20 protein-coding genes are annotated in these 22863 nt (G+C 68.7%); 12 read left to right on the top strand and 8 right to left on the bottom strand.

What is annotated here, in order from left to right; translation table 11 throughout:
• Positions 1 to 32: 32 nt before the first annotated feature.
• Together dapF and HUA76_RS14765 are read right to left on the bottom strand one after the other, a co-directional pair.
• Positions 33 to 884: a diaminopimelate epimerase gene (gene dapF, locus HUA76_RS14760; protein WP_174453490.1), complete on the bottom strand. Its 852-nt coding sequence runs from the start codon at positions 882 to 884 to the stop codon at positions 33 to 35.
• 24 nt (positions 885 to 908) lie between these two features.
• A complete protein-coding gene (locus tag HUA76_RS14765) occupies positions 909 to 7151 on the bottom strand; it encodes a methyltransferase domain-containing protein (protein ID WP_254614245.1) in 6243 nt (2080 codons plus the stop codon).
• A gap of 125 nt (positions 7152 to 7276) precedes the next feature.
• Between HUA76_RS14765 and HUA76_RS14770 the strand changes: the two genes are divergently transcribed.
• The 3 genes from HUA76_RS14770 to HUA76_RS14780 all read left to right on the top strand — a co-directional run bounded on the left by HUA76_RS14770 (position 7277) and on the right by HUA76_RS14780 (position 12223).
• Positions 7277 to 8095, top strand: a complete 819-nt coding sequence (locus HUA76_RS14770) for an IF-2 protein (protein ID WP_174461249.1) — start codon at positions 7277 to 7279, stop codon at positions 8093 to 8095.
• 452 nt (positions 8096 to 8547) lie between these two features.
• A complete protein-coding gene (locus HUA76_RS14775) occupies positions 8548 to 11052 on the top strand; it encodes a ribonucleoside-diphosphate reductase subunit alpha (protein WP_174453487.1) in 2505 nt (834 codons plus the stop codon).
• A 160-nt stretch (positions 11053 to 11212) separates the two neighbouring features.
• Entirely contained in the window at positions 11213 to 12223 is a 1011-nt protein-coding gene (locus tag HUA76_RS14780; RefSeq protein WP_141647995.1) for a ribonucleotide-diphosphate reductase subunit beta, read from the top strand.
• Between the two features lie 39 nt (positions 12224 to 12262).
• On the opposite strand, the gene HUA76_RS14785 is transcribed toward HUA76_RS14780, so the two are convergent.
• Complete coding sequence (locus HUA76_RS14785; protein ID WP_217439725.1) at positions 12263 to 12865, bottom strand: GNAT family N-acetyltransferase; 603 nt, start codon at positions 12863 to 12865, stop codon at positions 12263 to 12265.
• Between the two features lie 380 nt (positions 12866 to 13245).
• Here HUA76_RS14785 and HUA76_RS14790 point away from each other — a divergent pair, with 380 nt between their 5' ends.
• Both HUA76_RS14790 and HUA76_RS14795 read left to right on the top strand, forming a co-directional pair.
• Positions 13246 to 13488 carry a hypothetical protein gene (locus tag HUA76_RS14790; protein WP_174453485.1) on the top strand — a complete coding sequence of 81 codons (243 nt, stop codon included), beginning with the start codon at positions 13246 to 13248 and terminating at the stop codon, positions 13486 to 13488.
• Between the two features lie 52 nt (positions 13489 to 13540).
• A complete protein-coding gene (locus tag HUA76_RS14795; RefSeq protein WP_174461251.1) occupies positions 13541 to 14215 on the top strand; it encodes a site-2 protease family protein in 675 nt (224 codons plus the stop codon).
• A gap of 20 nt (positions 14216 to 14235) precedes the next feature.
• Here the strand turns inward: HUA76_RS14795 and HUA76_RS14800 are convergent, their stop codons facing one another.
• The 5 genes from HUA76_RS14800 to HUA76_RS14820 all read right to left on the bottom strand — a co-directional run bounded on the left by HUA76_RS14800 (position 14236) and on the right by HUA76_RS14820 (position 18123).
• Positions 14236 to 14892, bottom strand: coding sequence for a LysE family translocator (locus HUA76_RS14800; RefSeq protein ID WP_246137725.1), 657 nt, complete (start codon positions 14890 to 14892; stop codon positions 14236 to 14238).
• Positions 14893 to 15043: 151 nt separating this feature from the next.
• Complete coding sequence (gene aqpZ / locus HUA76_RS14805) at positions 15044 to 15877, bottom strand: aquaporin Z (RefSeq protein ID WP_141647999.1); 834 nt, start codon at positions 15875 to 15877, stop codon at positions 15044 to 15046.
• Positions 15878 to 16115: 238 nt separating this feature from the next.
• A complete protein-coding gene (gene hpt, locus HUA76_RS14810; RefSeq protein ID WP_141648000.1) occupies positions 16116 to 16649 on the bottom strand; it encodes a hypoxanthine phosphoribosyltransferase in 534 nt (177 codons plus the stop codon).
• A gap of 13 nt (positions 16650 to 16662) precedes the next feature.
• Positions 16663 to 17478, bottom strand: coding sequence for a uracil phosphoribosyltransferase (locus tag HUA76_RS14815; protein ID WP_174461252.1), 816 nt, complete (start codon positions 17476 to 17478; stop codon positions 16663 to 16665).
• Positions 17479 to 17523: 45 nt separating this feature from the next.
• Positions 17524 to 18123 (bottom strand): thymidine kinase, encoded by a 600-nt coding sequence (locus HUA76_RS14820; protein ID WP_141648002.1) that lies wholly within the window; start codon positions 18121 to 18123, stop codon positions 17524 to 17526.
• A 204-nt stretch (positions 18124 to 18327) separates the two neighbouring features.
• Here HUA76_RS14820 and HUA76_RS14825 point away from each other — a divergent pair, with 204 nt between their 5' ends.
• From HUA76_RS14825 to rpsR, 7 genes are all read left to right on the top strand, one after another.
• Complete coding sequence (locus tag HUA76_RS14825) at positions 18328 to 18705, top strand: DUF5658 family protein (protein ID WP_371745468.1); 378 nt, start codon at positions 18328 to 18330, stop codon at positions 18703 to 18705.
• Between the two features lie 132 nt (positions 18706 to 18837).
• Entirely contained in the window at positions 18838 to 19137 is a 300-nt protein-coding gene (gene spoVG / locus HUA76_RS14830) for a septation regulator SpoVG (RefSeq protein ID WP_046715132.1), read from the top strand.
• Between the two features lie 44 nt (positions 19138 to 19181).
• Positions 19182 to 20132 carry a ribose-phosphate pyrophosphokinase gene (locus HUA76_RS14835; RefSeq protein WP_141648003.1) on the top strand — a complete coding sequence of 317 codons (951 nt, stop codon included), beginning with the start codon at positions 19182 to 19184 and terminating at the stop codon, positions 20130 to 20132.
• A 175-nt stretch (positions 20133 to 20307) separates the two neighbouring features.
• Positions 20308 to 20988, top strand: coding sequence for a 50S ribosomal protein L25/general stress protein Ctc (locus HUA76_RS14840; RefSeq protein ID WP_141648004.1), 681 nt, complete (start codon positions 20308 to 20310; stop codon positions 20986 to 20988).
• Between the two features lie 72 nt (positions 20989 to 21060).
• Complete coding sequence (gene pth, locus HUA76_RS14845) at positions 21061 to 21636, top strand: aminoacyl-tRNA hydrolase (RefSeq protein ID WP_141648005.1); 576 nt, start codon at positions 21061 to 21063, stop codon at positions 21634 to 21636.
• Positions 21637 to 21909: 273 nt separating this feature from the next.
• Positions 21910 to 22389, top strand: a complete 480-nt coding sequence (rpsF, locus tag HUA76_RS14850) for a 30S ribosomal protein S6 (RefSeq protein ID WP_141648006.1) — start codon at positions 21910 to 21912, stop codon at positions 22387 to 22389.
• A 50-nt stretch (positions 22390 to 22439) separates the two neighbouring features.
• Positions 22440 to 22838, top strand: coding sequence for a 30S ribosomal protein S18 (gene rpsR, locus HUA76_RS14855; RefSeq protein WP_141648007.1), 399 nt, complete (start codon positions 22440 to 22442; stop codon positions 22836 to 22838).
• Positions 22839 to 22863: the final 25 nt, after the last annotated feature.

Consider the following 22863-nt stretch of genomic DNA (forward strand, 5'->3'; position numbering starts at 1 on the left):
TCTGACCCGGGTGCGAAGGGGGAGGTCGGAGGTTACCGGCCCCCAGCAAGCGCGACAACGCCCTCGAAGACGAAGGCGACAGGACCACGGAGGCGGATGTCGGACAGGTCGGCGGGCACGCGGATGCGCAGGTTGCCTCCCGGAAGGGTGACGCGCAGCCAGGTGTCCGAGGGCAACCGCCCCGCCAGCACCGCCGCCACCGCCGAGGCACAGGCCCCCGTGCCACACGCCTGGGTCAGCCCACAGCCCCGCTCCCACACGACGACGGTGAGGCCGTCCTCCTCCACCCGGACGAACTCGACGTTGGTACGGTCCTGGAAGTCAGGGTGCCGCTCCAGCACCGGCCCCAGTCGAGGCGCGTCCTCCAGCGGCTGGTCCAGGAGGACCAGGTGGGGATTGCCCATGCTCACCGCGGACGCGCGAAGCTCGGGGTGCCCTGGCAACGGCGTGTCCAGGAACGCACGCCCGGTGACACCGGACGGGAGGTTGGGGGCCACGAGCCGTGCTGGCCCCATGGAAATGTCCACCGCGACCACCCCGCCGTCACCGTAGCCGGGCATGCAGGTGAGCACTCCGGCGCCTGTCTCCACGTCGATGCGGCCCGGGTTGTCCCCGGACTGGTCGACCAGGTACTTCACCGCGCAGCGCAGGCCGTTGCCGCACATCTCCGCGATGCTGCCATCGGCGTTGTGAACGACCATCCGGGCCAGGCCGTGCTCGGAGGGGAGCAGCGCGAGGACTCCGTCGGCGCCGATGCCGAGCCGGCGGTCGCACATCCAACGCGAGGTCTCCGCGTCGATGTCCACGCCGGACCGGCGACGGTCCAGGACCACGAAGTCGTTGCCCAGCCCCTGGTACTTGAAGATGCGCTCGCGAACGTCCACGGTGGCAATCCTAGCCGTGGAACGTCACTCGCGCTCGTCCGCCTTCTTCGTCGGAGGCGGCGGGTCGGGCATGTCGAGCGCGGGCACGGCGGTGCGCGGGGGCTTGGCCTGAGGGATGGTGGGGGCCCGGACGGGCGTGCCACCGGGCGGGGTCAGCGCCACGCCCGTGCGCCGGGACAGCTCGCTCTTCACCGCGTTGAGCTCCGCGTTGGCACGCTCGTAGATGTCCTGGACGGGGTTGGCCCCGGCTCGGGCCACCTGACGGCGCAGGGTGCCCAGCTCCGTCTCCTGGGCCTGGAGCTTCTCCTGGAGCGAGTCGACCTCCGACTGGAGCTGCTCCATCTCCGCGGCCATCTCCAGGACGGCGTCCGTCTGCGAGGCGGCCTTGAGCTCCTCGGTGGCCTTGAGCAGTTCGTTGCGCTCGGCCTCCAGGGCGGTGAGTCGGGCCTGCTGCTCCTTCACGAGCGGCTCCAGGCGCTCCCGCTCGAAGCGATCCTTCAGGAGGTCCTGCTTCTCCGTCGTCAGGGCCTGCGCCTGCTCCTGGAGGCGCGTCAGCTCGGTCCGCAGCGTGGTGAGACGGTCGGACGTGGTGCCGTCACGCTGCGCGAGCTGGCGTCGGGCTTCTTCCAACGACTCGGAGACGCGGGTGCGCTCGGCGCGCTCGGTGTCGAGCAGGCGCACCGCATCCGTGGAAGCTGTCTCCAGGGCGGTGATGCGGCCTTCCAGCCGGACCCGGGCGGCCCGAGCGACAGTCAGATCCGACTGGAGTCGCTCACGCTCCGACTCGGCGCGGGTCAGGCGGTCCTGCAAGGACTGAAGCGCGGTGGCGCTCTCCGTCGTGGAGGACTCCAGGTCGGACAAGCGGGCTTCGAGTTCGGTGCGCCGGGCCTCGAAGTCCGTGGTGGCCTCGACGAGCCTGGCGCCGTGTTCCTCGCGCATGGATTGAGCGCGAGCCCGGAGGTCGGAGAACTGGGCTTCCAGCTCGGCGCGGCGCGCCTCGGCGTCGGTGAGCCGAGACTCCAGCTCGGACTTGTCCGTGCGCTGAGCGTCCAGCAGGGCCACCGTGTCCGCGAGCCGCGACTCCAGGTCGGCGCTGTCCGTGCGCTGAGCGTCCAGCAGGGCCACCGTCTCCGTGAGCTTCGATTCCAGGTCCGCATGTTCGGCGCGCTGTGCGTCGAGTCGCGACACGCTCTCGGTGAGCTTCGACTCCAGGTCCGTGCGCACGGAGTGCTGAGCCTCGAGCCGCGCCACCGTTTCCGTGAGCTTCGACTCCAGGTCCGCACGCTCGACGCGCTGCTCTTCGAGCCGGGTGCTGAACTCCGTGAGCCGTGCTTCCAGCGCGAACTGGTCCGCACGGTGTGCCTGGAGCAGCGAGTCCGACTCGGTGAGCCGGGCCTCCAGCGCGGCCAGCGCCGACCGCTGCGCCTCCAGCTGCGACAGGGTCTCCGTGAGGCGAGCTTCCAGCTCGGACTTCTCCCCGCGATTGGACTCCAGCTCGGAGCGCTGATGTTCAAGCTGCGCGGTGAAGTCGGCGAGCCGGACCTCCCAGTCCGCCCGGGCCTGTCCCAGTGCTTCGGCGGCCTCCGTCAGTCGCGCATCCAGGGTCGTGGACCGCTCCTGTTCGGCCCGCGCCGACTCGGTGACTCGCGCCAGCTCCGACCGCGCGGCCTCCAGGTCGGCACGCGTGCTCTCCAGCGAGGCGCGCTCGCTTTCGAGCGAGTTCTCCATCGCGGTGGCCTTCCCCGCGAAGCGCCGCGCCGTCTCGAGCTGCACCATGAGCAGCTCGGCGTTCTCGCGCTGGGCGACCAGCCGTTCCCGTGCGTCCACCAGCTCCGCGTCGAGCCGGGAGAGGTGCATTCCCCGGTCGTGCAGCGCGGCCATGGCGCGCTGGAGTTCCATCCCCAGGCGCATCACTTCCTGCCGCGCCGCCATCAAGTGGGTCAGCTCGCCTCGCAGGTCCAGCACTTCCTGGCGCGTGGCCTCCAGCGCGGTCTCCGTGGCCTCTTGCGTCCGAAGTTGTTCGCGAAGCTCACCCAGCTCCACCTCGCGCGCGGTGGCGGTCTCGGTGAGTCGAGTGGCCTGGGCCTGGAGCTCTTGCAGGGCCCACTCCCGCTCGGAGAGGGTCGCGTCCACCGTGCGCTTCGCCGACTCCGCCTCGCTCAGCGACTGCTCCACGGACGCCAGTCGCGCCCCCATGGACTCCGCTTCGGACAGCCGCGCATCCAGGGTCGACTTCAGCTCCCGCGCCGAGTCCTCGGCCTGGGCGCGTTCTCCCTCCAGTCGCTCCACGCTGGCGCGCAGCGCCTGCTCGCGGGACTCGGAGGTCTCGCGCACTTCTGTCAGGGCCTGCTCTCGGGCCGCCAGCTCGGCACGCACCTGCGCCAGGGCCTCGCGCTCACGGGCCAGCTCGGCACGTGCTGCTTCCGCGCCCTGCTGTTCCGTCGCCAGCGCGTCTCGGGTCTGAGCCAACGAGGCTTCGACCTCGGCACGCGCGCGCTGCTCTCCCTCCAATCGCTCATGAACACGTGCGAGTCCGGCCTGGCCATCGCTGCGTTCCTGACGTTCGGTCTCCAGCTCCGCGCGAGCCGCACTCAGCGCCTCTCGCTCCGCCGTCAGCGAGGTCTCGACTCGAGCCCGACCCTCTCGCTCCGAGACAAGCTCCGACTGGAGTCGGGTGACGACCTCGTCCGCGTCGGAGACTCGCGCTCGGGCGTCGGTCAGCTCCGCGGCCAGTGCTTCACGCGCCGCACGCTCGGAAGCGAGGGACTGGCGTGCTTCCGCCAACGAGGCCTGGGCCTGAACCTCACCCTGCCCCCAGGACTCTCGCTCCGTGGCCAGCGCCTCGCGGGCCTCCGCCAGGGCTGCGTCAGTCCTCGCGCGTTGCTCCGATTCCGACTGGAGTTGAAGCTGCGTCTCCGACAGTGCCTCATCGGCGCGTGTCCGCAGCGCCTCGATTTCCGCGAGGCGCGCTCGAGCCTCGCTCAGTGCGGCTTCGACACGAGCCTTCTCTTCGGTCTCCGCCAACAGGCGTGCCTCGGCCTCGGCCACTGCCGCGTCGGCGAGAGACCGCTGTTCGGCCTCACGCTGAAGCTGGGTCCGGGCCTCGGCCAGCTCCGTCTCGACGCGAGCCTTCTCCTCGCCGTCCTCGTGACCACGGCTCCGAGCCTCGGTCAGCGCCGTCTCGACGCGCGCCCTCGCCTGGGTCTCTTCCTTGAGGAGTCCCTGGGCCTCGACCAGCGCCGTCTCGAGACGCACCCTCGCTTCGGTCTCCGACTCGCTCCGGGCTTGCGCCTCGGCCAGCGCAGACTCGACACGCGCCTTCGCCTCGGCATCCGACTCGCTCCGAGCCTGGGCCTCGACCCATGCCGACTCGACACGCGCCTTCGCTTCGGCTTCCGACTCGCTCCGAGCCTGGGCCTCGACCAACGCCGTCTCGAGACGCGCCTTCGCTTCGGCCTCCGACTCGCTCCGAGCCTGGGCCTCCGCCAATGCCTTCTCGACGCGCGCCTTCGCCTCGGCCTCTTCCTGGATGCGAGCCTCGGATTCAGCCAGCGTCGCTTCGACGCGAGCCTTCGCCTCGGTCTCTTCCTGGATACGGGCCTGGGCAGTGGCCAGTGCAACCTCGAAGCGCTCTTGCGCCTCCGTCAGCGTCGCTTCTGCGCGGCCCCGCCGCTCGGCCTCGGCCTGGAGGCGAGCCTGGGCTTCCGCCAGGGTGCCTTCGACATGGGTCCGCTGCTGACCTTCGCCATGAAGCTGTCCTCGCGCCTCCGCCAGCGCCTCCTCGGCGCGCGTGCGTCGCTGGAGTTCCTCCTGGAGCTGGACCTGCACGTCCGCGAGCACCGCTTCCCAGCGAGCACGTCGCTCCGTCTCCGCGTCCAGTGCCTCCTTCGACTGGGTGAGCGCCTGTCGTGCCTCGGCCAGTCCCGACTGGGCCTCCGCGAGCGCCGACTCCGTGGACTCCCGACGCGCCTGCTCCGTCTCCAGCTCCGCGCGCAGGGTCTCCAGCGCGGAGCCCGACTTCACGCGACCATCGCGCTCGGCCTCCAGCGTGGCCTGGACCTCCGCCAGCGAAGTCTCCAGCGCGGCACGGCGCGCCACCTCCGCGTCCACCGCCTCGCGAGTCCGCGCCAGCATGGCCTCGGCATCGACGAGCCGCTGAGCCGCGCTCTCCAGCTTGCCCCGCGATATCCGCAGAGCATCCTCGACAGCGGCGCGCGACTCCCGCTCCTGGTCCAGCTCTCCGCCCACGCGAGAGGCCAGGGCCGCCGTGGAGTCCCGCTCCTGATGCGCCGTCTCCAGGTCCGACTGCACGGACTGGAGCGTGAGTTCCAGCTCCTCCGCGCGCGCCGACTCCTCGCGACGGGACCGACTCAGCGTGGAGACCTCCGCCTCCAGCTCCACCACGCGCCGGACCAGCGCCTGGCGCTCCTCCTCCAACTCGAGCTTGCGCGCCTCCGTCTCCGCGCGAATGGCGGCCTCGGTGCGAGCCTCCTCCGCGAGCGCCTCCGCCCGCACACGCTCCGACGCGAGCACGCCCTCGAGCGCCGTCAGCCGGGACTGGAGCCCGGAGCGCTCTGTCTCCAGAGCCCCCGTCAGCCCCGCTTCGACGCGAGCACGTTCCGCCTCCAGCTCCGTGATGCGCTGGCTGGCCTCGTGGAGTGACTCCTCCAGCTTCCGCGCGGTGGCACGAGCGGACGCCTCACCCTCGGTGAGCGCCTCCAGCTCGCTGCGCAGCCGAGCTTCACGCTCACGCGCGGCGACCAGCTCCGTCTCCTGACCGCGTCCCTCGGCCTGAAGCGCCGCCAGCTGTTCCTCCGCGTCGCGTCGAGCACCCTCGGCCGACGCCACGCGCAGGGACGCCTCCGTCAGCTCGCGAGCCGCGCGCGCCAGCTCCGCTTCCTTCAGGGACAGGGCCGCCGCGGCCTCACGCGCGAACTCCTCCGCGCGGGTCGTCCCGCCCTTCAGGTGCTCCACCGCCGCCAGGGCCGCCGAGTACTGCTCGGCGATGCGCAGCTCCCGCTCGCGGGCCGCATCCGCCGCGCGGCGCCGATCCTCGGACTGCTCCCCGGCGCGCTCCGCCAACAACCGGTCCTTCTCCCGGTCGATGCGCAGCGTGGTCAGCTCATCCTGAAGCTCCCGCACCTGGGTATAGGTCTGCGTCAGCCGCTCCCGGGCTTCCTCCAGGGACGTGGCCAGCTCCTCGCGGCGCGCACGCTCCAGCCGGAGCGTCTCCTGGCCCGCGAGCACCTGGACTCCGGCCTCTGCCTGCACGCGCTGCGCGGCCTCGACCTCCAGGCGCTGCGCCGTCAACCGGCGGTCCGCATCTCCCAGCCGCTCGTGCGCGACCTGGAGCTCCAGCTCACGCCGTCGCAGCCGTCCCGTCAGGTCGTCGCGCTCGCGCTGCGATTCCGGCGTGCCCCGCGCCTGCTCGAGCTGCGCGGTGAGCCGCGCCACCTCGTCCCGAGTCACCTCCAACACGGGCTTGAGCGCGGCGACCTCCGCCTCCCGGTCCGTCAGCTCCGTGCGCAGCCGCGTCAGCGACTCCTTCAGCCGCGTGCTGCGCTCCTCCCAGGACTTCGCGCGCGCCACCACTTCGTCCAGCTTGCCCCGGGTGAAGGCGAGCGGCTCCGGCGGCAGCTGCACCCACGTGGGGTCCACCGAACGCGAGGGCTCCTGTCCGGCGACGACCAGGAAGTACGCCGCCTCGCCGTTCTGCACGAGCGAGCCGTCCACCTGGAGCCCCTCGCCACGCTCGAAGGCGAGCTGGTAGCCCAGCACCGGCGACTGCGTGGCCACCTCCACGTGCGGGAAGTGCACGTTGAGCGCATCCAGCAGCAGCCCATACGTGGGCGGCGCGCCACCCTCCTCCGCCTCCATGAGCTGCGGCAGCGCGAGCCCCGCGACGTTGCGCAGCCCTCCCACCAGGAAGCCCTGCTTCGCGACCAGCCGCGCCAGCTCCGCCAGCAGCTCCGGGGCCCGGACGTACGGCGCCAGGTCCGCCACGAGCACGACATCGAAGCTTCCCGGCTCGAAGTCGTCGTAGATGTTGGCGCGGAAACGCAGCGTGGGCCCACCGTGCGCCTTCTGCGCGGCCTGGACCGCCTTGAGGTCCTCGTCACAGGCGACGACAGCCCGCGCTCCCCGCTCCAGCAGGAAACGCGCGCTCTCTCCACCGGTGGAGGCCACCGCGTCGACCTCCAGAACGCGGCGGCGCGCGAAGAGGCTCTCGGCGAAAATGTAGCGGGGCAGCAGTTCACTGGGCCCCATGCGACGGAATGTGTGATGCATGGGTGTGTTCGGGGGTGGGAGTATAGCCGTGGGCCTCCGCGCCCCAAGGAAAGCGCCAGGGACCGAAATCAGCCCGGCGCCCGGACGTCAGGAGAGCAGGCGACATGAACGGATCGGCACAGCAGGGCTTTGGCTATCGGGCACGGCGGACCTTCATCAGGCTGCTCGTCTTCTTCCTCATTCTCGGACTGGGCGGCGGAGTCGTCTTCCTCCTGTCCCAGCTCAACTCGCGCACCTTCACCCTGGCCCCCGTGGACGGCCAGCTCGTGGTGATGAAGGGCCGCATGGCCCCCATGGGCGCCGTCCCCTACCGGCCCGGAGACCCCCGGCTGGCGGACGCCTACGCCCCCATCCCCCTGGAGGGCCAGGACGTCGGCTCCCTCATCCTGCGCAGCTTCACCGAGCGTGACGAGCTGGACCGGGCCCTGTTCCCCCTCCTGGAGTCCATGGCCCGTCCCCGCATCGCCTCCGAGGAGCCCCCCAAGGTGGAGCAGGGCCTGTACTACCTGCGCCGCGCGGAGAAGCTCGCCGGAGTCACCGAGGAGCAGCGCCTCACCCTCCAGAAGCTCATGACCGAGGTGGCCTACTTCCAGGCCCGCCAGAAGCTCGAGGATGCCCGGAGGCTGGTCAGCGACGCCCTGGTCCAGCTCAAGCTCGCTGCGGAGAGCCAGAGCCGCCACGCGCGCAGCGCCAACCAGATGCTCTCCACCGTCTCGCCCCCGGCCCGCGAGCTCGAGGAGGCCCTCCGCCGCGCCGTCCACACCTTGAGTGGACCCCAGGAGACGCCTCGTGAGACGCCTCCCGCGCCCCCCGTCCAGTCGCCCCCACCTGCCCCTACACCGACCTCACCGGAGGCCCCCACGGAGGGTGCCACGCCGACGCCCCCGGTGGATTCGGGGATGGATTCGGGCACGACTCCCTGAGCAGGGTCCGGCTCGTCCATCCTCCCAGGTTCGATTCCAGCCCCCACGTACGGAGTGTCGTCCATTCTGTCACGCACTGTTGTGAGCAGAACGTGACGTGGGGCGTTGGAGATCGATCATAGATTGCAAAGGACGGACCTACTCAGGCACTAGATCTCGCGTTGACACCAACGGGAGCCCCCAATACCTTGTGCCCGGTCGACGACGCCCCACCGTCCGGTGAGGCGCCATCCAGAGGTGCAGGAGGGGTTGTGGCAGACATACGTACATTGTTAAGCCACGCTTGCCCCCTGTGCCTCGGGCTCTCCTTGAGACCCACCTCGCGCGTATCCGCGAGAGCCTGATACCTGCCCAAAAGTTCAGTATTCTTGTGGCCCGGGAACCCATCCCAGGGCAAGCTCTCCGCTTGCCCTCGTGGCCACGCCATTGCCCTCGTTTGGAGTGAGCCGCTCGTGAACTTCGAAACGCCCGTGAAGCCCGCCCCCGCGCCCATGCATGTCCCGCCCGCCACCCACGCCCAACCCGGGCCGACGACAGCGAGCGTGACGCCCGTGGCCGAGCCCACGCAGAGCGAGTTCGCCCCCACCACCATGCGCGTGCGCAAGCGCAACGGCACGGCCGAGCCGGTGGACCTGAACAAGATTGTCCGCGCGGTGGGCAAGAGCTGCATGGGGCTGTCGCGCGTGGACGTCATGCGCGTGGCCACGAAGACCATCTCCGGCCTCTACGACGGCGCGACGACGCGCGAGCTGGACAGCCTCTCCATCCAGACCGCCGCCGCCCTCATCGTCGAGGAGCCCGAGTACGCCCGCCTGTCCGCGCGCCTCCTGGCCACCTTCATCCAGAAGGAGGTCAGCAACCAGGACATCCACTCCTTCAGCCAGTCGGTCGCCGCCGGCCACAAACACGGCCTCATCGCGGACCGGCTGCTCCAGTTCGTCCAGGCCAACGCGCGCAAGCTCAACGCGGCCATCGACCCGTCGCGCAACGACCTGTTCGAGTACTTCGGCCTGCGCACCGTCTATGACCGCTATCTGCTGAAGAACCCGCAGACGCGCGAAGTGCTGGAGACGCCGCAGGAGTTCTTCCTCCGCGTCGCGTGCGCCCTGAGCGGTGACAACGCGAAGGAGGCCATCGAGCTGTACCGGCTGTTCAGCTCCCTGGAGTACCTGCCCAGCTCCCCCACCCTCTTCAACTCGGGCACCCGCCACGAGCAGCTCTCCAGCTGCTTCCTGCTGGACTCGCCGACGGACGAGCTGGACGCCATCTACCGGAAGTATTCGGACATCGCGATGCTGTCCAAGTTCTCCGGTGGCATCGGCGTGGGCTACCACCGCGTGCGTGCGCGCGGCTCGCTCATCCGCTCCACCAACGGCCACTCCAACGGCATCGTCCCCTGGCTGAAGACGCTGGACGCGTCCGTCGCCGCGGTGAACCAGGGCGGCAAGCGCAAGGGCGCGTGCTGCGTGTACCTGGAGACGTGGCACGCGGACATCGAGGACTTCCTCGAGCTGCGCGAGAACACCGGTGACGATGCGCGCCGCACCCACAACCTGAACCTGGCCAACTGGGTGCCGGACCTGTTCATGAAGCGCGTGGAGTCGGAGGGCGACTGGAGCCTGTTCGACCCGAAGACGGTGCCGCACCTGACCGACTTGTTCGGCGACGCGTTCGAGAAGGCCTACGTCGAGGCGGAAGGCGCCGGGCTGGCCATGCGCAAGGTGAAGGCGCGCGACCTCTACGCCAAGATGATGAAGACGCTGGCGCAGACGGGCAACGGCTGGATGACCTTCAAGGACATCAGCAACCGCAAGAGCAACCAGACGGGCCTGCCCGGCAACGTCATCCACCTGTCCAACCTGTGCACCGAAATCCTGGAGGTGACGAGCCAGGGTGAGACGGCGGTGTGCAACCTGGGCTCGCTGAACCTGGGCCGCATGGTGGCGGACGGGAAGTTCGACTTCGACCGCCTGCGCGCCAACGCCCAGCTCGCGATGAAGCAGTTGGACCGGGTCATCGACCTCAACTTCTACCCCATCCCCACGGCGGCGGACTCCAACCGCCGCTGGCGTCCGGTGGGCCTGGGCCTGATGGGCCTGCAGGATGTCTTCTTCCAGCTCCGGCTGCCGTTCGACGCGCCCGAGGCCCGCGCGCTGTCGCGGAAGATTTCGGAGGAGATCTACTTCGCGGCGCTGACCACGTCGTGCGAGATGGCCGAGCAGTTCGGCGCGCATCCCTCCTTCCCGGAGACGCGGGCGGCGAAGGGCGAGCTCCAGTTCGAAAGCTGGGGCGTGACGCCGGAGGACACGGCGCGTTGGGACGCGCTGCGCGCTCGCATCGTGAAGCACGGCCTGCGCAACTCGCTGATGATTGCGATTGCGCCCACCGCGACGATTGCGTCCATCGCCGGCTGCTACGAGTGCATCGAGCCGCAGGTGTCCAACCTGTTCAAGCGCGAGACGCTGTCGGGTGACTTCCTCCAGGTGAACCGCTACCTGGTGAGAGACCTCCAGGCGATTGGCATCTGGAACGAGGGCGTGCGCAATCGCATCAAGATGGCGGAAGGCAGCATCCAGGACCTGACCGAGCTGCCGGAGAACCTGCGCGCCATCTACCGGACCGCGTGGGAGCTGCCCATGCGTTCGCTCATCGACATGGCGGCCGACCGCGGCGCCTTCATCGACCAGAGCCAGTCGCTCAACCTCTTCGTGGAGACGCCGAACATCGGCAAGCTCTCCTCAATGTACTTCTACGCATGGCAGAAGGGGCTGAAGACGACGTATTACATGCGCTCACGTCCGGCCACGCGCATCGCCAAGGCGACGGTGGGCAACAGCACCGCGACGGCCCCCGCGCAGTCCGCTCCCGCCCCCGTCGCGTCCGCCTCCGCGGTGACGGACGCCGAGGCCGTGGCGTGCTCGCTGGAAAACCCGGAAGCGTGCGAGGCCTGTCAGTAAAGAACTCCTGTTTCACTGATTTTTTCGTCCTGGCGAGCACGCGTGAAAACGCGTGCTCGCTTTGCTTTTTTTCCGGGCTGTTGAGACGTGAGCGAACGTAAAAGCGTATCGCCGCGCGAGTCACCTTGACGGGTTCGCGAGCGTGGTATGGATCGCGCCCATGCTGCTGGAACCCGGACTGAACCTGACGCTGCGCCCGATGGCATACCCGGTCTTCTTCGAGATGTATCGGAACGCCATCAAGAACACCTGGACTGTCGAAGAGGTCGACTTCTCCACGGACCTCGTGGACCTCCGCTCGAAGATGACGGATGCGGAAAGACATCTCATCCACCGCCTGGTGGCCTTCTTCGCGACGGGCGACAGCATCGTCGGCAACAACCTGGTGCTGAACCTCTACAAGCACATCAACGCCCCCGAGGCGCGGATGTACCTGTCGCGGCAGCTCTACGAGGAGGCGCTGCACGTCCAGTTCTACCTGACGCTGCTGGACACGTACGTGCCGGACCAGGCCGAGCGCGCCAAGGCGTTCGCCGCCATCGACAACATCCCCTCCATCCAGCGCAAGGCGCGCTTCTGCATGAAGTGGATGGACAGCGTCAACGGGCTGAACGAGCTGAAGACGAAGGAGGACCGTCGCGCCTTCCTGCTCAACCTCATCTGCTTCGCGGGCTGCATCGAGGGCCTCTTCTTCTTCGCGGCCTTCGCCTACGTCTACTTCCTGCGCAGCAAGGGCCTGCTCAACGGGCTCGCCGCCGGGACGAACTGGGTGTTCCGCGACGAGAGCGCGCACATGGCCTTCGCCTACGAGTGCATCCAGGTGGCTCGAAAGGAAGAGCCGGACCTCTTCGACGCGAAGATGGAGCGCGACGTGGAGGCGATGCTGCGCGAGGCGGTGGAGTGCGAGACGCAGTTCGCCCAGGACCTTCTGAGCGGCGGTGTCGCGGGCCTGTCGGTGCAGGAGATGCGCGGCTACCTGGAGTACACAGCGGACCAGCGGCTCCAGATGCTGGGGTTGACGCCGGTGTTCCGCACGAAGAACCCGCTGTCCTTCATGGACCTGCAGGACGTGCAGGAGCTCACCAACTTCTTCGAGCGTCGCGTGTCCGCCTACCAGGTCGCCGTGGGCGTGGGCGCCGCCAACGACGTGGTGCTCGACGCCACGTTCTGATGCTCCCGGGCGGGCCCCTTCCCGGGCCCGCCTCCCGTGTCACGCGGACAAATCGTACCGGTAGACGTGGCGGCGACTTCCCTCTCGCCCCACGCCCTGGAAGCCGAGCTGTTCGAACGTCTCCACGAAACCCATGAAACGGTAGCTCGGTGAGTCGGGGTCCACGGGGTATGCCTCCAGGACCTTGCCGCCCCGCTTGCGAGCATGGGTGATGGCGGCCTTGATGAGTCGCCGCGACACTCCCTGCCCTCGCGCTTCACGGGTGACGAAGAAACACGCCAGGGACCACACGCTGCCCGGCGCTTCATCCGGAGCCTCCAGCCCCCCGAGCCCCTTCCGGTACGTCTCCCGAGGCGCGATGGAGCACCAGGCCACGGGCTCGTCCCCGAGATAGCCCAGGAGCCCCACCGGAGTCCCCTGCTTCACCCGCCGATGCATCGCCGCCTTGCGGTGTGCGTTGTCCGCGAGCCGGGCTTCCGCGCCCTCCGCCCGCCACACCATGCACCAGCAGTACTTGGGCCCGCCCTGGCTCTCGAACAGCCGCGCGAAGTCGCGCCAGCGCTCCGCATCCACCTCGTGCGTGGTGAACCGTCCCGAGGGCGCCACGGACGAGCGAGGCTTCGCCGTCGAACGCCGAGTCACACTCCGCTCTGAAGCAGCACTCCCGCGTGAAGTCCCGCGAGTGGGCATGCGTCTCTCCTCCTTCTCAAGCTAGGGCCTTCCCCCGAGGGCGGCACCTCCCGCGCGCATCCCTGGCCTGCCTCCTCGCCTGCCCCTCCTCCACTCCCCAAACCAGACACCACCCCACTCCGGGCTCGTCACCTCCGACGGACGAACCCCGTGCACTCATGTCTGGGAAAAGACCGGCCTCGTCGAGAGTCCTGGCCCCACTCAATCCCAGCACGCGCCGCTACCGTGTCGGTTTCAGCCACGCGGCACAGGAAGCAGACAATGGCAGACAGCACGGGACGATTGATGGTCGATGCGGGGAGCGCCCTTCGGTTCCACGCGAAGGTGTCCCGGTGGCCCGCCTTCGTCGCGGCGGTGACTCCACCGTCGCGCCGGGCCTTTCGGACGTGGGCAAGGCCGACCTGAGCCACGTGGACGGCTCTGGCGCGGCCCATCTGCTCGCGGCCTTCGCCAACCCCACCGGGACGGGCAACGGGCACCATCAAATCTCGTGGTTCAACCTGGGGCCCGGCTCCAAGTCCATCACCCTGGACGTGCCTCGCGGGACGGAGGACGTCACCAGACCGTGCCCTTGAGCGGGGCCCGGTGAAGGCCGACGGTTCCGCGTGATAAACAGGGGGCACACCCATGGAACGTGCTGCCCTGCTCTTCTGGCTCTGGATGCTCGCCTTCGCCGTCACCGCCCTCTGGGCGTTGAGTCAGGCGGCCGTGGCCAGCTCGTTCGGCGTCAGACCCACCCTCGTGAAGCTGGGCTACGGCCCCAACCTCGTCACGCTGTCTCTGGGCGGCATCCAGTGGGCCTTGCACCCACTCATCCCCCTGGGCAGCTCGGTGCGCTTCAACGGGCCTCCGGAAGACGCACCCACGGAAGCCCCCGCCGACAACCGCCTCCACCAGCTCCCGCTGGTCCTGCACGCGGCCACCATCATCCTGCCCTGGGCGCTGCTCGTCGTCGTCGCCATGGCATGCCTCGGCGCCGGCGAGGGACTGAGCCAGTTCCTCACCGGCTTCACCGTCCCATTCCAGTACTCACGGCTGCCGGACCGCATCGAGCGCTTCGTCGCCCTGCTGCGCCACGGCGAGCTGTTGCAGGCCTGGGGGCTGGCGAGCGCCAAGGTGGCCGCCATCAACCTGCTGCCCATGCCCATCCTCGCGGGTGGCTCGCTGCTGGCGCTCCCCTGGCGTAAGCAGCGCGAGCGGCTCCCGGTGTGGGCGGCGGGCCTGAATCTCGTGACGCTGCTCATCCTCCTGCCCTGGGCCGGCTACGCCCTGTACCTTTTCGGCGCGGCCATCTTCCGCTGAAGGCGGGGACATCGCGACGGCTAGGAGCGCTCCTGGAGCGCCAGCCGCGCGCCCAGCGCGACGAAGACGCCTCCCGTCACCCGCTGCTGCCACGCCGCGAAGCGCGGGTTGCGCCGCAGCCAGCCGCCGAACGCGCCCGCCACGCCCGCGAGGAACGCGAGCCACAGAGTCCCCGTCACGTCGAACAAGAGCCCGAGCAGGACGAACTGCAGGCCCGGGGAGCCTCGCGACGGGTCCACGAACTGCGGCAGGAAGGCCAGGAAGAACAAGGCCACCTTCGGGTTCAGCACGTTGGTGACGACACCGTCGCGGAAGATTCGCCACAGGCTCGCGGGCTGGAGTTCCCGCACCGCCTCGGGCCCCTGCTTGCTGCGCAGCATCCGCACGCCCATCCACACGAGGTAGAGCGCGCCCACCCACTTCACCACCAGGAAGGCCATGGCGGAGGTCGCCAGCAGCGCCGACAGTCCCAGGGCCGCAGCCGCGATGTGGAACAGGCACCCGACGCAGATGCCCAGCGCGGAGACGAAGCCCGCGGCGCGGCCCTGTCCCATGCTCCGGGCCAGCACATACATCGTGTCCGGCCCTGGCGTGAGGTTGAGGACCAGTCCCGCGAGGATGAAGGCCACCAGGCGCGTCGGCTCGAAGAGCATGTCGAAGGGCTTTCGCTCCGTCATCCCGGAGCAGGGAACGGGAAGGCACGGCCCCCTCCCATCCCTCGTATACGCCCGGAAGCACCGCCAGGAAAGCCACGGGCAGGGGCCCCGCGCGCGACGGGCCCTGCCCGGAGGAGCAAGGCCCGTCCACGCAATGCGGCCTTCTTCGCCCCTACACCGGCGAGCGCGTGTGGCTGCGGTCCTGGGCGACGCGCTCCGCACGCTCGGCATCCAGCGAGCGTTCGGCCGTGCGCGCGGTGATGGCCCCCGCCGGGCTGAACACGGAGCGGTACACGGCGGCGGCCAGGCCCGCGCCCAGCATCGGCGCGATGATGAACATCCACAGCTGGGTGAGCGCCTGCCCGCCCGCGAACACCGCCGGCCCCAGGCTGCGCGCGGGATTCACGGACGTGTTCGTCACGGGGATGCCCACCAGGTGGATGAGCGTCAGCACCAGACCAATGGCGATGCCGGCGAAGCCCACCGGCGCCTTCGCGTCCGTCGCCCCCAGCACCGTCAGCACGAGCAGGAAGGTGAGCGCCACCTCCGCCAGGAACGCCGCCCCCGCGCCATAGCCCTCGGGCGAGGCGAGGCCGTATCCGTTCGAGCCCAGCCCCGCCACCGAGGCCTGGTAGCCCCCGGGGACGCCCTTCGCGATGAGCAGCACCACGCCCGCAGCCAGCACGGCCCCCAGACACTGCGCCACGATGTAGCCGAGGATGTGCTTGTTCTCGAACTTGCCCGCCAATGACAACCCCACCGTCACCGCGGGATTCACGTGGCAGCCGGAGATGGGGCCAATCGCATACACCATGGCCAGCAGCGACAGGCCGAAGGCGAAGGACACGCCCAGGAAACCGATGCGGTCCCCCGCCAGCACGGCCGCACCCACGCCGCCGAGCACCAGGACGAACGTCCCGATGAACTCCGCCAGGTACCTCCTCATCGAATCATTGCCCCCGGCCGCTGTAGCAGCCGGGATTCTCTTGTCTGTCGCTGAACGCATGCGCACCCTCTCCGGCCGCACGCACCAGGACACGAGCACTCGCGTCCGGCGCCTCGCGGCGCAAACAGTCCCACCCGGGACGCTGCGCACGCTCTTCCTTTCGACAACAGTCCACTGCCCTCCACGCCAGGAGAGCGGCATCCACGCGAGGCGCTCGACGCTCCGCCACCCCTGACGCGGGACTTCAAGCCGGCGGGAAGGCGACCCACTCCCCGCGCGGCTGGAGGAAACCGGAGGGCTACTTGCCCTTCATCACGCCAATGAATGGCACGTTCCGGTACTTCTCCGCGTAGTCCAGGCCGTAGCCGACGACGAAGAGGTCTTCGATGACGAAGCCCTTGTAGTCGATGTCGATCTTCGTCCGCGCGCGCGCCGGCTTCTCCAGGAGCGAGCAGAGCTTCAGCGACGCCGGGTGCCGGGCCCGCAGGTTCTCCAGCAGGAAGCTCATGGTGAGCCCCGTGTCGATGATGTCCTCGATGATGAGCAGGTGCTTGCCCGCCATCGGCTTGCTGACGTCGGTGGTGATGCGCACCTCGCCCGTCGTCTCCGTGCCACCCTGGTAGCTGGACACGCCCAGGAACTCCAACGTCAGCGGCAGGTCCACCGCCCGCGCCAGGTCCATGGCGAAGAACGTGGAGCCCTTCAACACGCAGACGAGCGTCAGCTCCTTGCCCGCGTAGTCCCGGGTGATTTGCGCGCCCAGCTCCCGCACGCGCGCCTGCAGCTTGTCCTCCGAAATATGGACGCCAACTTCCTGCTCGTAGAACGCCAAGGCTTCCTCCGCGCTACACGTAGGCGTTGTTCATGATCTCCCCGAAGCCGCCGCCACCGGGGACGATGTACTGCCGGTCATCCAGGCCTCGCTCCTTCTCCCAGAGCGCTCCCGGCGCCGTGCCGAAGACCTCCGGAGGAGACAGACCCCGGTCCAACCGGAGCGCGTAGATGATCACGTCCGGATGGTCCGTCGTCATCTTCCGCAAGTACTCCGGCGTGACGATGAGGTTGAGGGTGATGATGCGCCGGGGGGTGCCGGGCACCTTCTCCTTGTAGAGCTTGATGGCCGTGGAGAGGCTGCCGCCCGTGGCCCCCATGGGGTCCGGGAAGAGGACGAGCGCGTCGTCCACATCCCCACCAATCTTCGCGCCGCCAATCTGCGAGCCCACCACCGTCTCGGCCGCGTCGATCATCCGGCTCATGATGATGTGGTCCTGGCGCACCACCGACGGGTCCACCGTGGCGTTGAGCAGGTCATACGTCACCTGCGACGGCAGCGTGCCCGCCCGCGCGATGTTCACCGTCACCACCCGGACGTGCGGGTCGATGACCTCGCCCTGGTAGAGCCCCTGCGGGGTGGAGTCGATCATCCGTGTCGGAAGGCTGACCATCTTCCGCGGGAACTCCGCGTTCACCACCGTCTTCACCAGGTCGCTGTAGAGCGTCTCCACCAGCCGGTTGATCTGGGGTTGGATGACGCCCTTGGCGCACAAGGTGGCCAGCTGGGAGAGCAGGAACGGATTGCCCACCAGGTGGACGTTGGGTCCATAGTGGTGGGTCATCTCGTTCAGCCGGAAGGGCACGTTCGCGTACAGGGTGTCACGCATTCGGTCGGTTCCTCTCGTGCCCTGATGCCCGCGGGCGAAGCGGGGTCAGTCGAACAGTTCGAGCGTCTGCGGCGGCGTGCCCTCGGTGGGCTCCGGAACATGACACTTGCGGCACCGCGGCTCGTACGCGCCCGCCGCGCCCACCACCACGCGCTCTCCACTGGAGACGAGGCGCTGGGAGCGATTGGCCGGATTGCCGCAAACCACGCAGATGGCCAGCTCCTTCGTCACGTACTCCGCCACCGCCATCAGCTGCGGCATCGGCTCGAAGGGACGGCCCTGGTAGTCCTGGTCCAGTCCCGCGCAGATGACGCGCAGCCCCTTGTTGGCCAGCGCCTCCACCACCGCGACGACCTCCGCGCCGAAGAACTGCACCTCGTCGATGCCCACCACCTGCGTGTCGGGCTCCAACCGGTAAAAAATCTCTTCAGCCCGCTCCAACGGCGTGGACGTCACCTTCAGCTTCGAGTGACTCACCACCTGCGTTTCGTCGTACCGGTTGTCGATGCGAGGTTTGAACACCTGCACCTTCTGCTTGCCGTACACGGCGCGCTGGACGCGGCGGATCAACTCCTCCGTCTTACCGGAGAACATCGAACCGCAGATGACCTCTATCCACCCGATATCTTTGGGGAATTGGTGCAAGGGACGCTCGCCTGGCCTGGGGGCGGAGGGGCGCGGATACTCTGTCACCCCCCCGCGGGAGTCAACCGCCAACCGCGTCCTCGTGACAGCCCCCTCGGGCGTGCCGGGGCCCGCCTGCCCGCCCGCCCCTCCAAGTTCCATCCGGGCGCTGGCAAGCCGCTTGAAAGGAACCGCCTCCGGAAGGTCGGGACTGGGAGGCAGGGCGTGGCGACGACGACGATGGAGCAGGTTCGGGGCGCGGTCCGCGGTGGAATGGCTTCCTTCTATGCGTCACCCGCCTCGGTGGCGTTGCTGATGCTCAACCTCATGGACGGGCTGTTCACGCTGCTCTTCCTCCAGTTGGGCGTGGCGGAGGAACTCAACCCTCTCATGCGGCTGGCCTACGAGCAGTCACCGCTCTTCTTCATGTTCGCCAAGCTGCTCATCGTGAACGCCGGCCTGTGGCTGTTGTGCTTGCACAGGCGTCTGCGCGCCAGCCGCCTCGCCATCCGAGCAGGCGCCGTCGTCTACGGAATCATCGTCGTCTACCATCTGGCTTTTCTGACCCACCTGGTCCTGCACTGGCCAGGAGCCCTTGGGTAGTCCCTTTCACGCTCTGGACTGTGCGCGAGTGGAACAATGGTGAGGGAACTCCTTCACCATACCCTTGCATTTTGCACCCGGTATGTCCCAGGCTTCCCGCCAGCTCCGACCTTTCGGGTTCGGGGGGGGACCATGAACATCACCGACGTCCGGGTGTTTCCGGTCGAAGAGGACAAGCTCAAGGCGTACGTCACCATCACCCTGGATCACTGCTTCGTCATACGCGACTTGAAGGTCATCCACGGCTCCTCGGGGCTGTTCATCGCGATGCCGGCGAAGAAGCGCAAGGATGGAACGTACAAGGATATAGCCCACCCGCTCAACGCGGACACACGCAGCCAGATGGAGCGTGTCATTCTCATGGAGTACGAGCGGCACCTCCATCAGGCGCAAGCAGGGATGCTCGGTCCGATGCCAGCAGATCTCGACTAACGCCTTCACATCCGCGCGTGTCCAGGTTAGTCAGCGGGCCCATCATGCAGCCGCGCGACTTCAAGATCTTCGCCGGGAGCTCGAATCCCGGCCTGGCTCACCGAATCTGTGAGTACCTCAAGCGTCCGCTCGGCAAGGCGGAGGTGGGTCGCTTCTCCGACGGAGAAATCCACGTCGAGATTGGCGAGAACGTCCGCGGTCACGACGTCTTCATCCTCCAGTCGACGAGCCCGCCGACCAACGACCACCTGATGGAGATGCTCATCATCTGCGACGCCCTGAAGCGGGCGAGCGCGAGCTCCATCACCGCCGTCATCCCGTATTACGGGTATGCCCGGCAGGACCGGAAGGTCGCCCCGCGCACGCCGATCACGGCGAAGCTCGTCGCGGACCTGCTGGAAGTGGCCGGCGCCGAGCGCGTCGTCTCCATGGACATGCACGCCGGGCAGATCCAGGGCTTCTTCAACATCCCCTCGGACCACCTGTACGGCTCGCCGGTGTTCCTGGAGGACCTGCGCAAGCGCTTCCCGGAGTCGCAGGAGCTGGTCATCGTGTCGCCGGACGCTGGTGGCGTCGAACGCGCGCGCGCCTACTCCAAGCGCCTCAACACGGGGCTGGCCATCATCGACAAGCGCCGCCCGCGCCCCAACGCCTCCGAGGTGATGAACCTCATCGGCGACGTGTCCGGCAAGGACGCCGTCCTCGTGGACGACATGGTGGACACCGCCGGCACGCTCGCCCAGGCCGCCGCGGCGCTCAAGGCCAAGGGCGCCCGCCGCGTGGTCGCCTACGCGGTGCACCCCATCCTCTCCGGCCCCGCCATCCAGCGCATCCAGGACTCCGTGCTGGAAGAGGTCGTCTTCACGGACACCGTGCCGCTGTCGCCCGCGGCGCAGGCGTGCTCGAAGATTCGCGTGCTCACCACCGAGCGGCTCTTCGGCGAGGCCATCGCCCGCATCCACCGGGCCGACTCGCTCAGCTCGCTGTTCGTCTGAGGCTCGGGTCGCCCGTCCGCCGGGCGACTTGACTCCATGTTCGGGGGCTGGCATGTCCGGCCTCCTCCAACGGTCCCCTTCGCGGCGCCGTCTTCGGGGCCCGCCACTGGGGCGGGATGCCGAGGGCGCCAGGGTGGCCGGTGGTCACCGCGGTACCCATTCCCAAGGTATTTCCATGTCCGAAAACAAGAACACCCTCGAGGCGAAGTCGCGTGAAGGCTCTGGCAAGGGCTTTGCCCGCAAGCTGCGCGCCCAGGGTGTGGTGCCCGCCGTGGTGTACGGCAAGCACCTGAAGACGCCCGTGCACATCTCGGTGGACCCGAAGGCCGTGCGCGCGGCCATCAACACCCCGCACAAGTTCAACACCGTCATCCAGCTGAAGCTGGCCAGCGGTGACCAGCAGGTCCTCCTGAAGGACTACCAGATGGACCCCGTCACCCGGGACATCCTGCACGTGGACTTCATCGGCGTGCGCGCGGACGAGCAGGTCAAGGTGGACGTGCCGCTCGTGCTCGTCGGCAAGTCGGTGGGCGTGGCCGAGGGTGGTCTGCTCAGCCAGATTCGCCGTGAAATCACGGTCTGGGCGCTGCCGAACGCCATTCCCGAGCGCATCGAGGTGGACGTGACGGCGCTGAAGATCGCCGAGGCGCTGCACATCAACGACGTGAAGTTCCCGGCCGGCGTGTCGGTGAAGTCGAACGTCAACTACACCGTGGCGGTCGTCGCCGCGCCCGAGGCGGCCGAAGTGGCCCCCGTGGCGGCTGCGGCGGCTCCCGCCGCCGCGGCTCCCGCGGCGAAGGCTGGCGACAAGGCGGCGGCCCCCGCGGCCGCGGCCAAGGCCCCCGCGAAGAAGTAGTCGTCTTCCGGTGTACCCTGGACACGGGGCTGGCCTCCCTGAGGCTGGCCCCGTTTCTTTTTGGAGCCTCCCATGAAGCTCATCTGCGGGCTGGGCAACCCGGGGCGCGAGTACGAGCGGCACCGGCACAACATCGGATTCATGGTGGTGGAGGCGCTGCTGTCGCGAGCGCGCGCGGAGCTGAATCAGGAGAAGTTCGCCGCGAAAGTGGGCCAGGGGACCCTGGCGGGCGAGCGCATCCTCTTCGTCGAGCCGCAGACCTTCATGAACCTGTCGGGCCGCTCGGTGGCCGAGGCGGCGCGCTTCTACAAGATTGCTCCCGAGGACGTGCTCGTCATCCACGATGAACTGGACCTGCCCCTGGGCCGGCTGCAGCTCAAGGCGGGCGGCGGCAGCGGGGGCCACAACGGCCTGAAGAGCATCGTCGCGAGCCTGGGCTCGGAGGCGTTCATCCGCCTGCGCTTCGGCATCGACAAGCCGGAGGGGCCCAATGCCCGCGAGCGCGTCGCCGACTACGTCCTGTCCAACTTCGACGACGGGGAGCGCCGCCAGCTGGACGAACTGAAGGACCGCGCCATGGACATGACCGAGTGCTGGGTGCGCGAGGGGCTGTCGGTGGCGATGAACCGCTTCAACCGGAAGGCCTGAGGCCCCTCGGAGCGCCCGGGACGGGGGGAGCGGACAGGCGAGCTTTCCGGGAGCTTGACTTGCCCGGGGGGCCCTCCTAGAAGGCCCGTTCGCTCGCTGGGTGGTTGATCCAGTGGGATGTTCTTTTTCAGCTTCCCGTGTTGGTGCACGGGACGTAGCGCGAGGGTGACGGGCGCGCGGTTTCCCGTTCCCGGTGGTGGCCATGGGGCCAATCGCCGTTTCCCCGCTCCTCGGATTGTCCGGGGGGCACTCGACCCCAAGGGGAGAGAAAACATGGCAGAGACGCAGGCCGCCAAGCGGCTTCGTGAGTACGAGACCATCTTCCTGGTCAAGCCGGACCTGACTGACGACAACGTGGACAAGCTCAAGGAGCGCGTCCGTGGCATCGTCTCCCGCGAGGGTGGCAAGGTCCTCCGCTTCACGGTGTGGGGCAAGAAGAAGACCCTGTTCCCCGTGGCGAAGCAGCCCCGCGCCATCTACGTGCACGCCAGCTACCTGGGCGGTTCGGGTCTGGTGGCGGAGATTGAGCGCAACCTGAAGAACCTCGATGAGGTCACCCGCTACATCTCCGTGAAGCTGGCGGATGAGGTGGACCCCGAGACGCGTCCGGTCCTCGAGGACCTGAAGCTCGCCGGCGATGTGGAGGAGACCCGTCCGGGCGCTCCCGAGCCGCGCGAGGGTGGCGGGTTCCGCGGCGACGTGGCCGAGGAGTCCGTGGGCGAGGCGGAGGAGGAGTCGTCCGAGGAGGCCTGAGCGCCACCTGGGACATTCTCTAGGGACCTTTTCAGGAAACGAGAAAGTTCATGAGCAACGGAACGGACAGCAAGACGGGCGGCTCGTCGTCGGGCGGCCGCAGTGGCGGCTTCGGCGGCGGCGGTGGGCCTCGCGGTGATCGCGGTGGAGACCGTGGCGGAGACCGTGGTGGTGATCGCGGAGACCGCGGTGGCATGGGCGGCGATGACGAGAAGCGCGGCGGTGGCCGTGGCTTCGGCCGCAAGAAGGTCTGCCGGTTCTGCGCGGAGAAGAACGCGTCGGTGGATTTCAAGGACCAGGCGACGCTGAAGTACTTCGTCACCGAGCGCGGCAAGATCATTCCCCGCCGCATCTCTGGCAACTGCGCGAAGCACCAGCGTGAGGTGGCCACGGCCATCAAGCGCGCGCGCGGCATCGCCCTGCTCCCCTACAACGCGGTGGTCGGCTAACCGCCGGGTCCGCTCAGGAGACTGA

The sequence above is a fragment of the Myxococcus sp. CA056 genome (assembly GCF_013336715.1).
Classification (GTDB): Bacteria; Myxococcota; Myxococcia; order Myxococcales; family Myxococcaceae; genus Myxococcus; species Myxococcus llanfairpwllgwyngyllgogerychwyrndrobwllllantysiliogogogochensis.

Excerpts from the sequence above, each read along its gene's own strand:
- HUA76_RS14835 (WP_141648003.1), top strand. The coding sequence starts at position 19,182 with ATGCAGCCGCGCGACTTCAAGATCTTCGCCGGGAGCTCGAATCCCGGC.
- HUA76_RS14795 (WP_174461251.1), top strand. The coding sequence starts at position 13,541 with ATGGAACGTGCTGCCCTGCTCTTCTGGCTCTGGATGCTCGCCTTCGCC.
- HUA76_RS14765 (WP_254614245.1), bottom strand. The coding sequence starts at position 7,151 with ATGGGGCCCAGTGAACTGCTGCCCCGCTACATTTTCGCCGAGAGCCTC.
- HUA76_RS14800 (WP_246137725.1), bottom strand. The coding sequence starts at position 14,892 with ATGACGGAGCGAAAGCCCTTCGACATGCTCTTCGAGCCGACGCGCCTG.
- pth (WP_141648005.1), top strand. The coding sequence starts at position 21,061 with ATGAAGCTCATCTGCGGGCTGGGCAACCCGGGGCGCGAGTACGAGCGG.
- aqpZ (WP_141647999.1), bottom strand. The coding sequence starts at position 15,877 with ATGCGTTCAGCGACAGACAAGAGAATCCCGGCTGCTACAGCGGCCGGG.
- HUA76_RS14840 (WP_141648004.1), top strand. The coding sequence starts at position 20,308 with ATGTCCGAAAACAAGAACACCCTCGAGGCGAAGTCGCGTGAAGGCTCT.
- HUA76_RS14815 (WP_174461252.1), bottom strand. The coding sequence starts at position 17,478 with ATGCGTGACACCCTGTACGCGAACGTGCCCTTCCGGCTGAACGAGATG.
- HUA76_RS14770 (WP_174461249.1), top strand. The coding sequence starts at position 7,277 with ATGAACGGATCGGCACAGCAGGGCTTTGGCTATCGGGCACGGCGGACC.
- HUA76_RS14780 (WP_141647995.1), top strand. The coding sequence starts at position 11,213 with ATGCTGCTGGAACCCGGACTGAACCTGACGCTGCGCCCGATGGCATAC.
- rpsF (WP_141648006.1), top strand. The coding sequence starts at position 21,910 with ATGGCAGAGACGCAGGCCGCCAAGCGGCTTCGTGAGTACGAGACCATC.
- spoVG (WP_046715132.1), top strand. The coding sequence starts at position 18,838 with ATGAACATCACCGACGTCCGGGTGTTTCCGGTCGAAGAGGACAAGCTC.
- rpsR (WP_141648007.1), top strand. The coding sequence starts at position 22,440 with ATGAGCAACGGAACGGACAGCAAGACGGGCGGCTCGTCGTCGGGCGGC.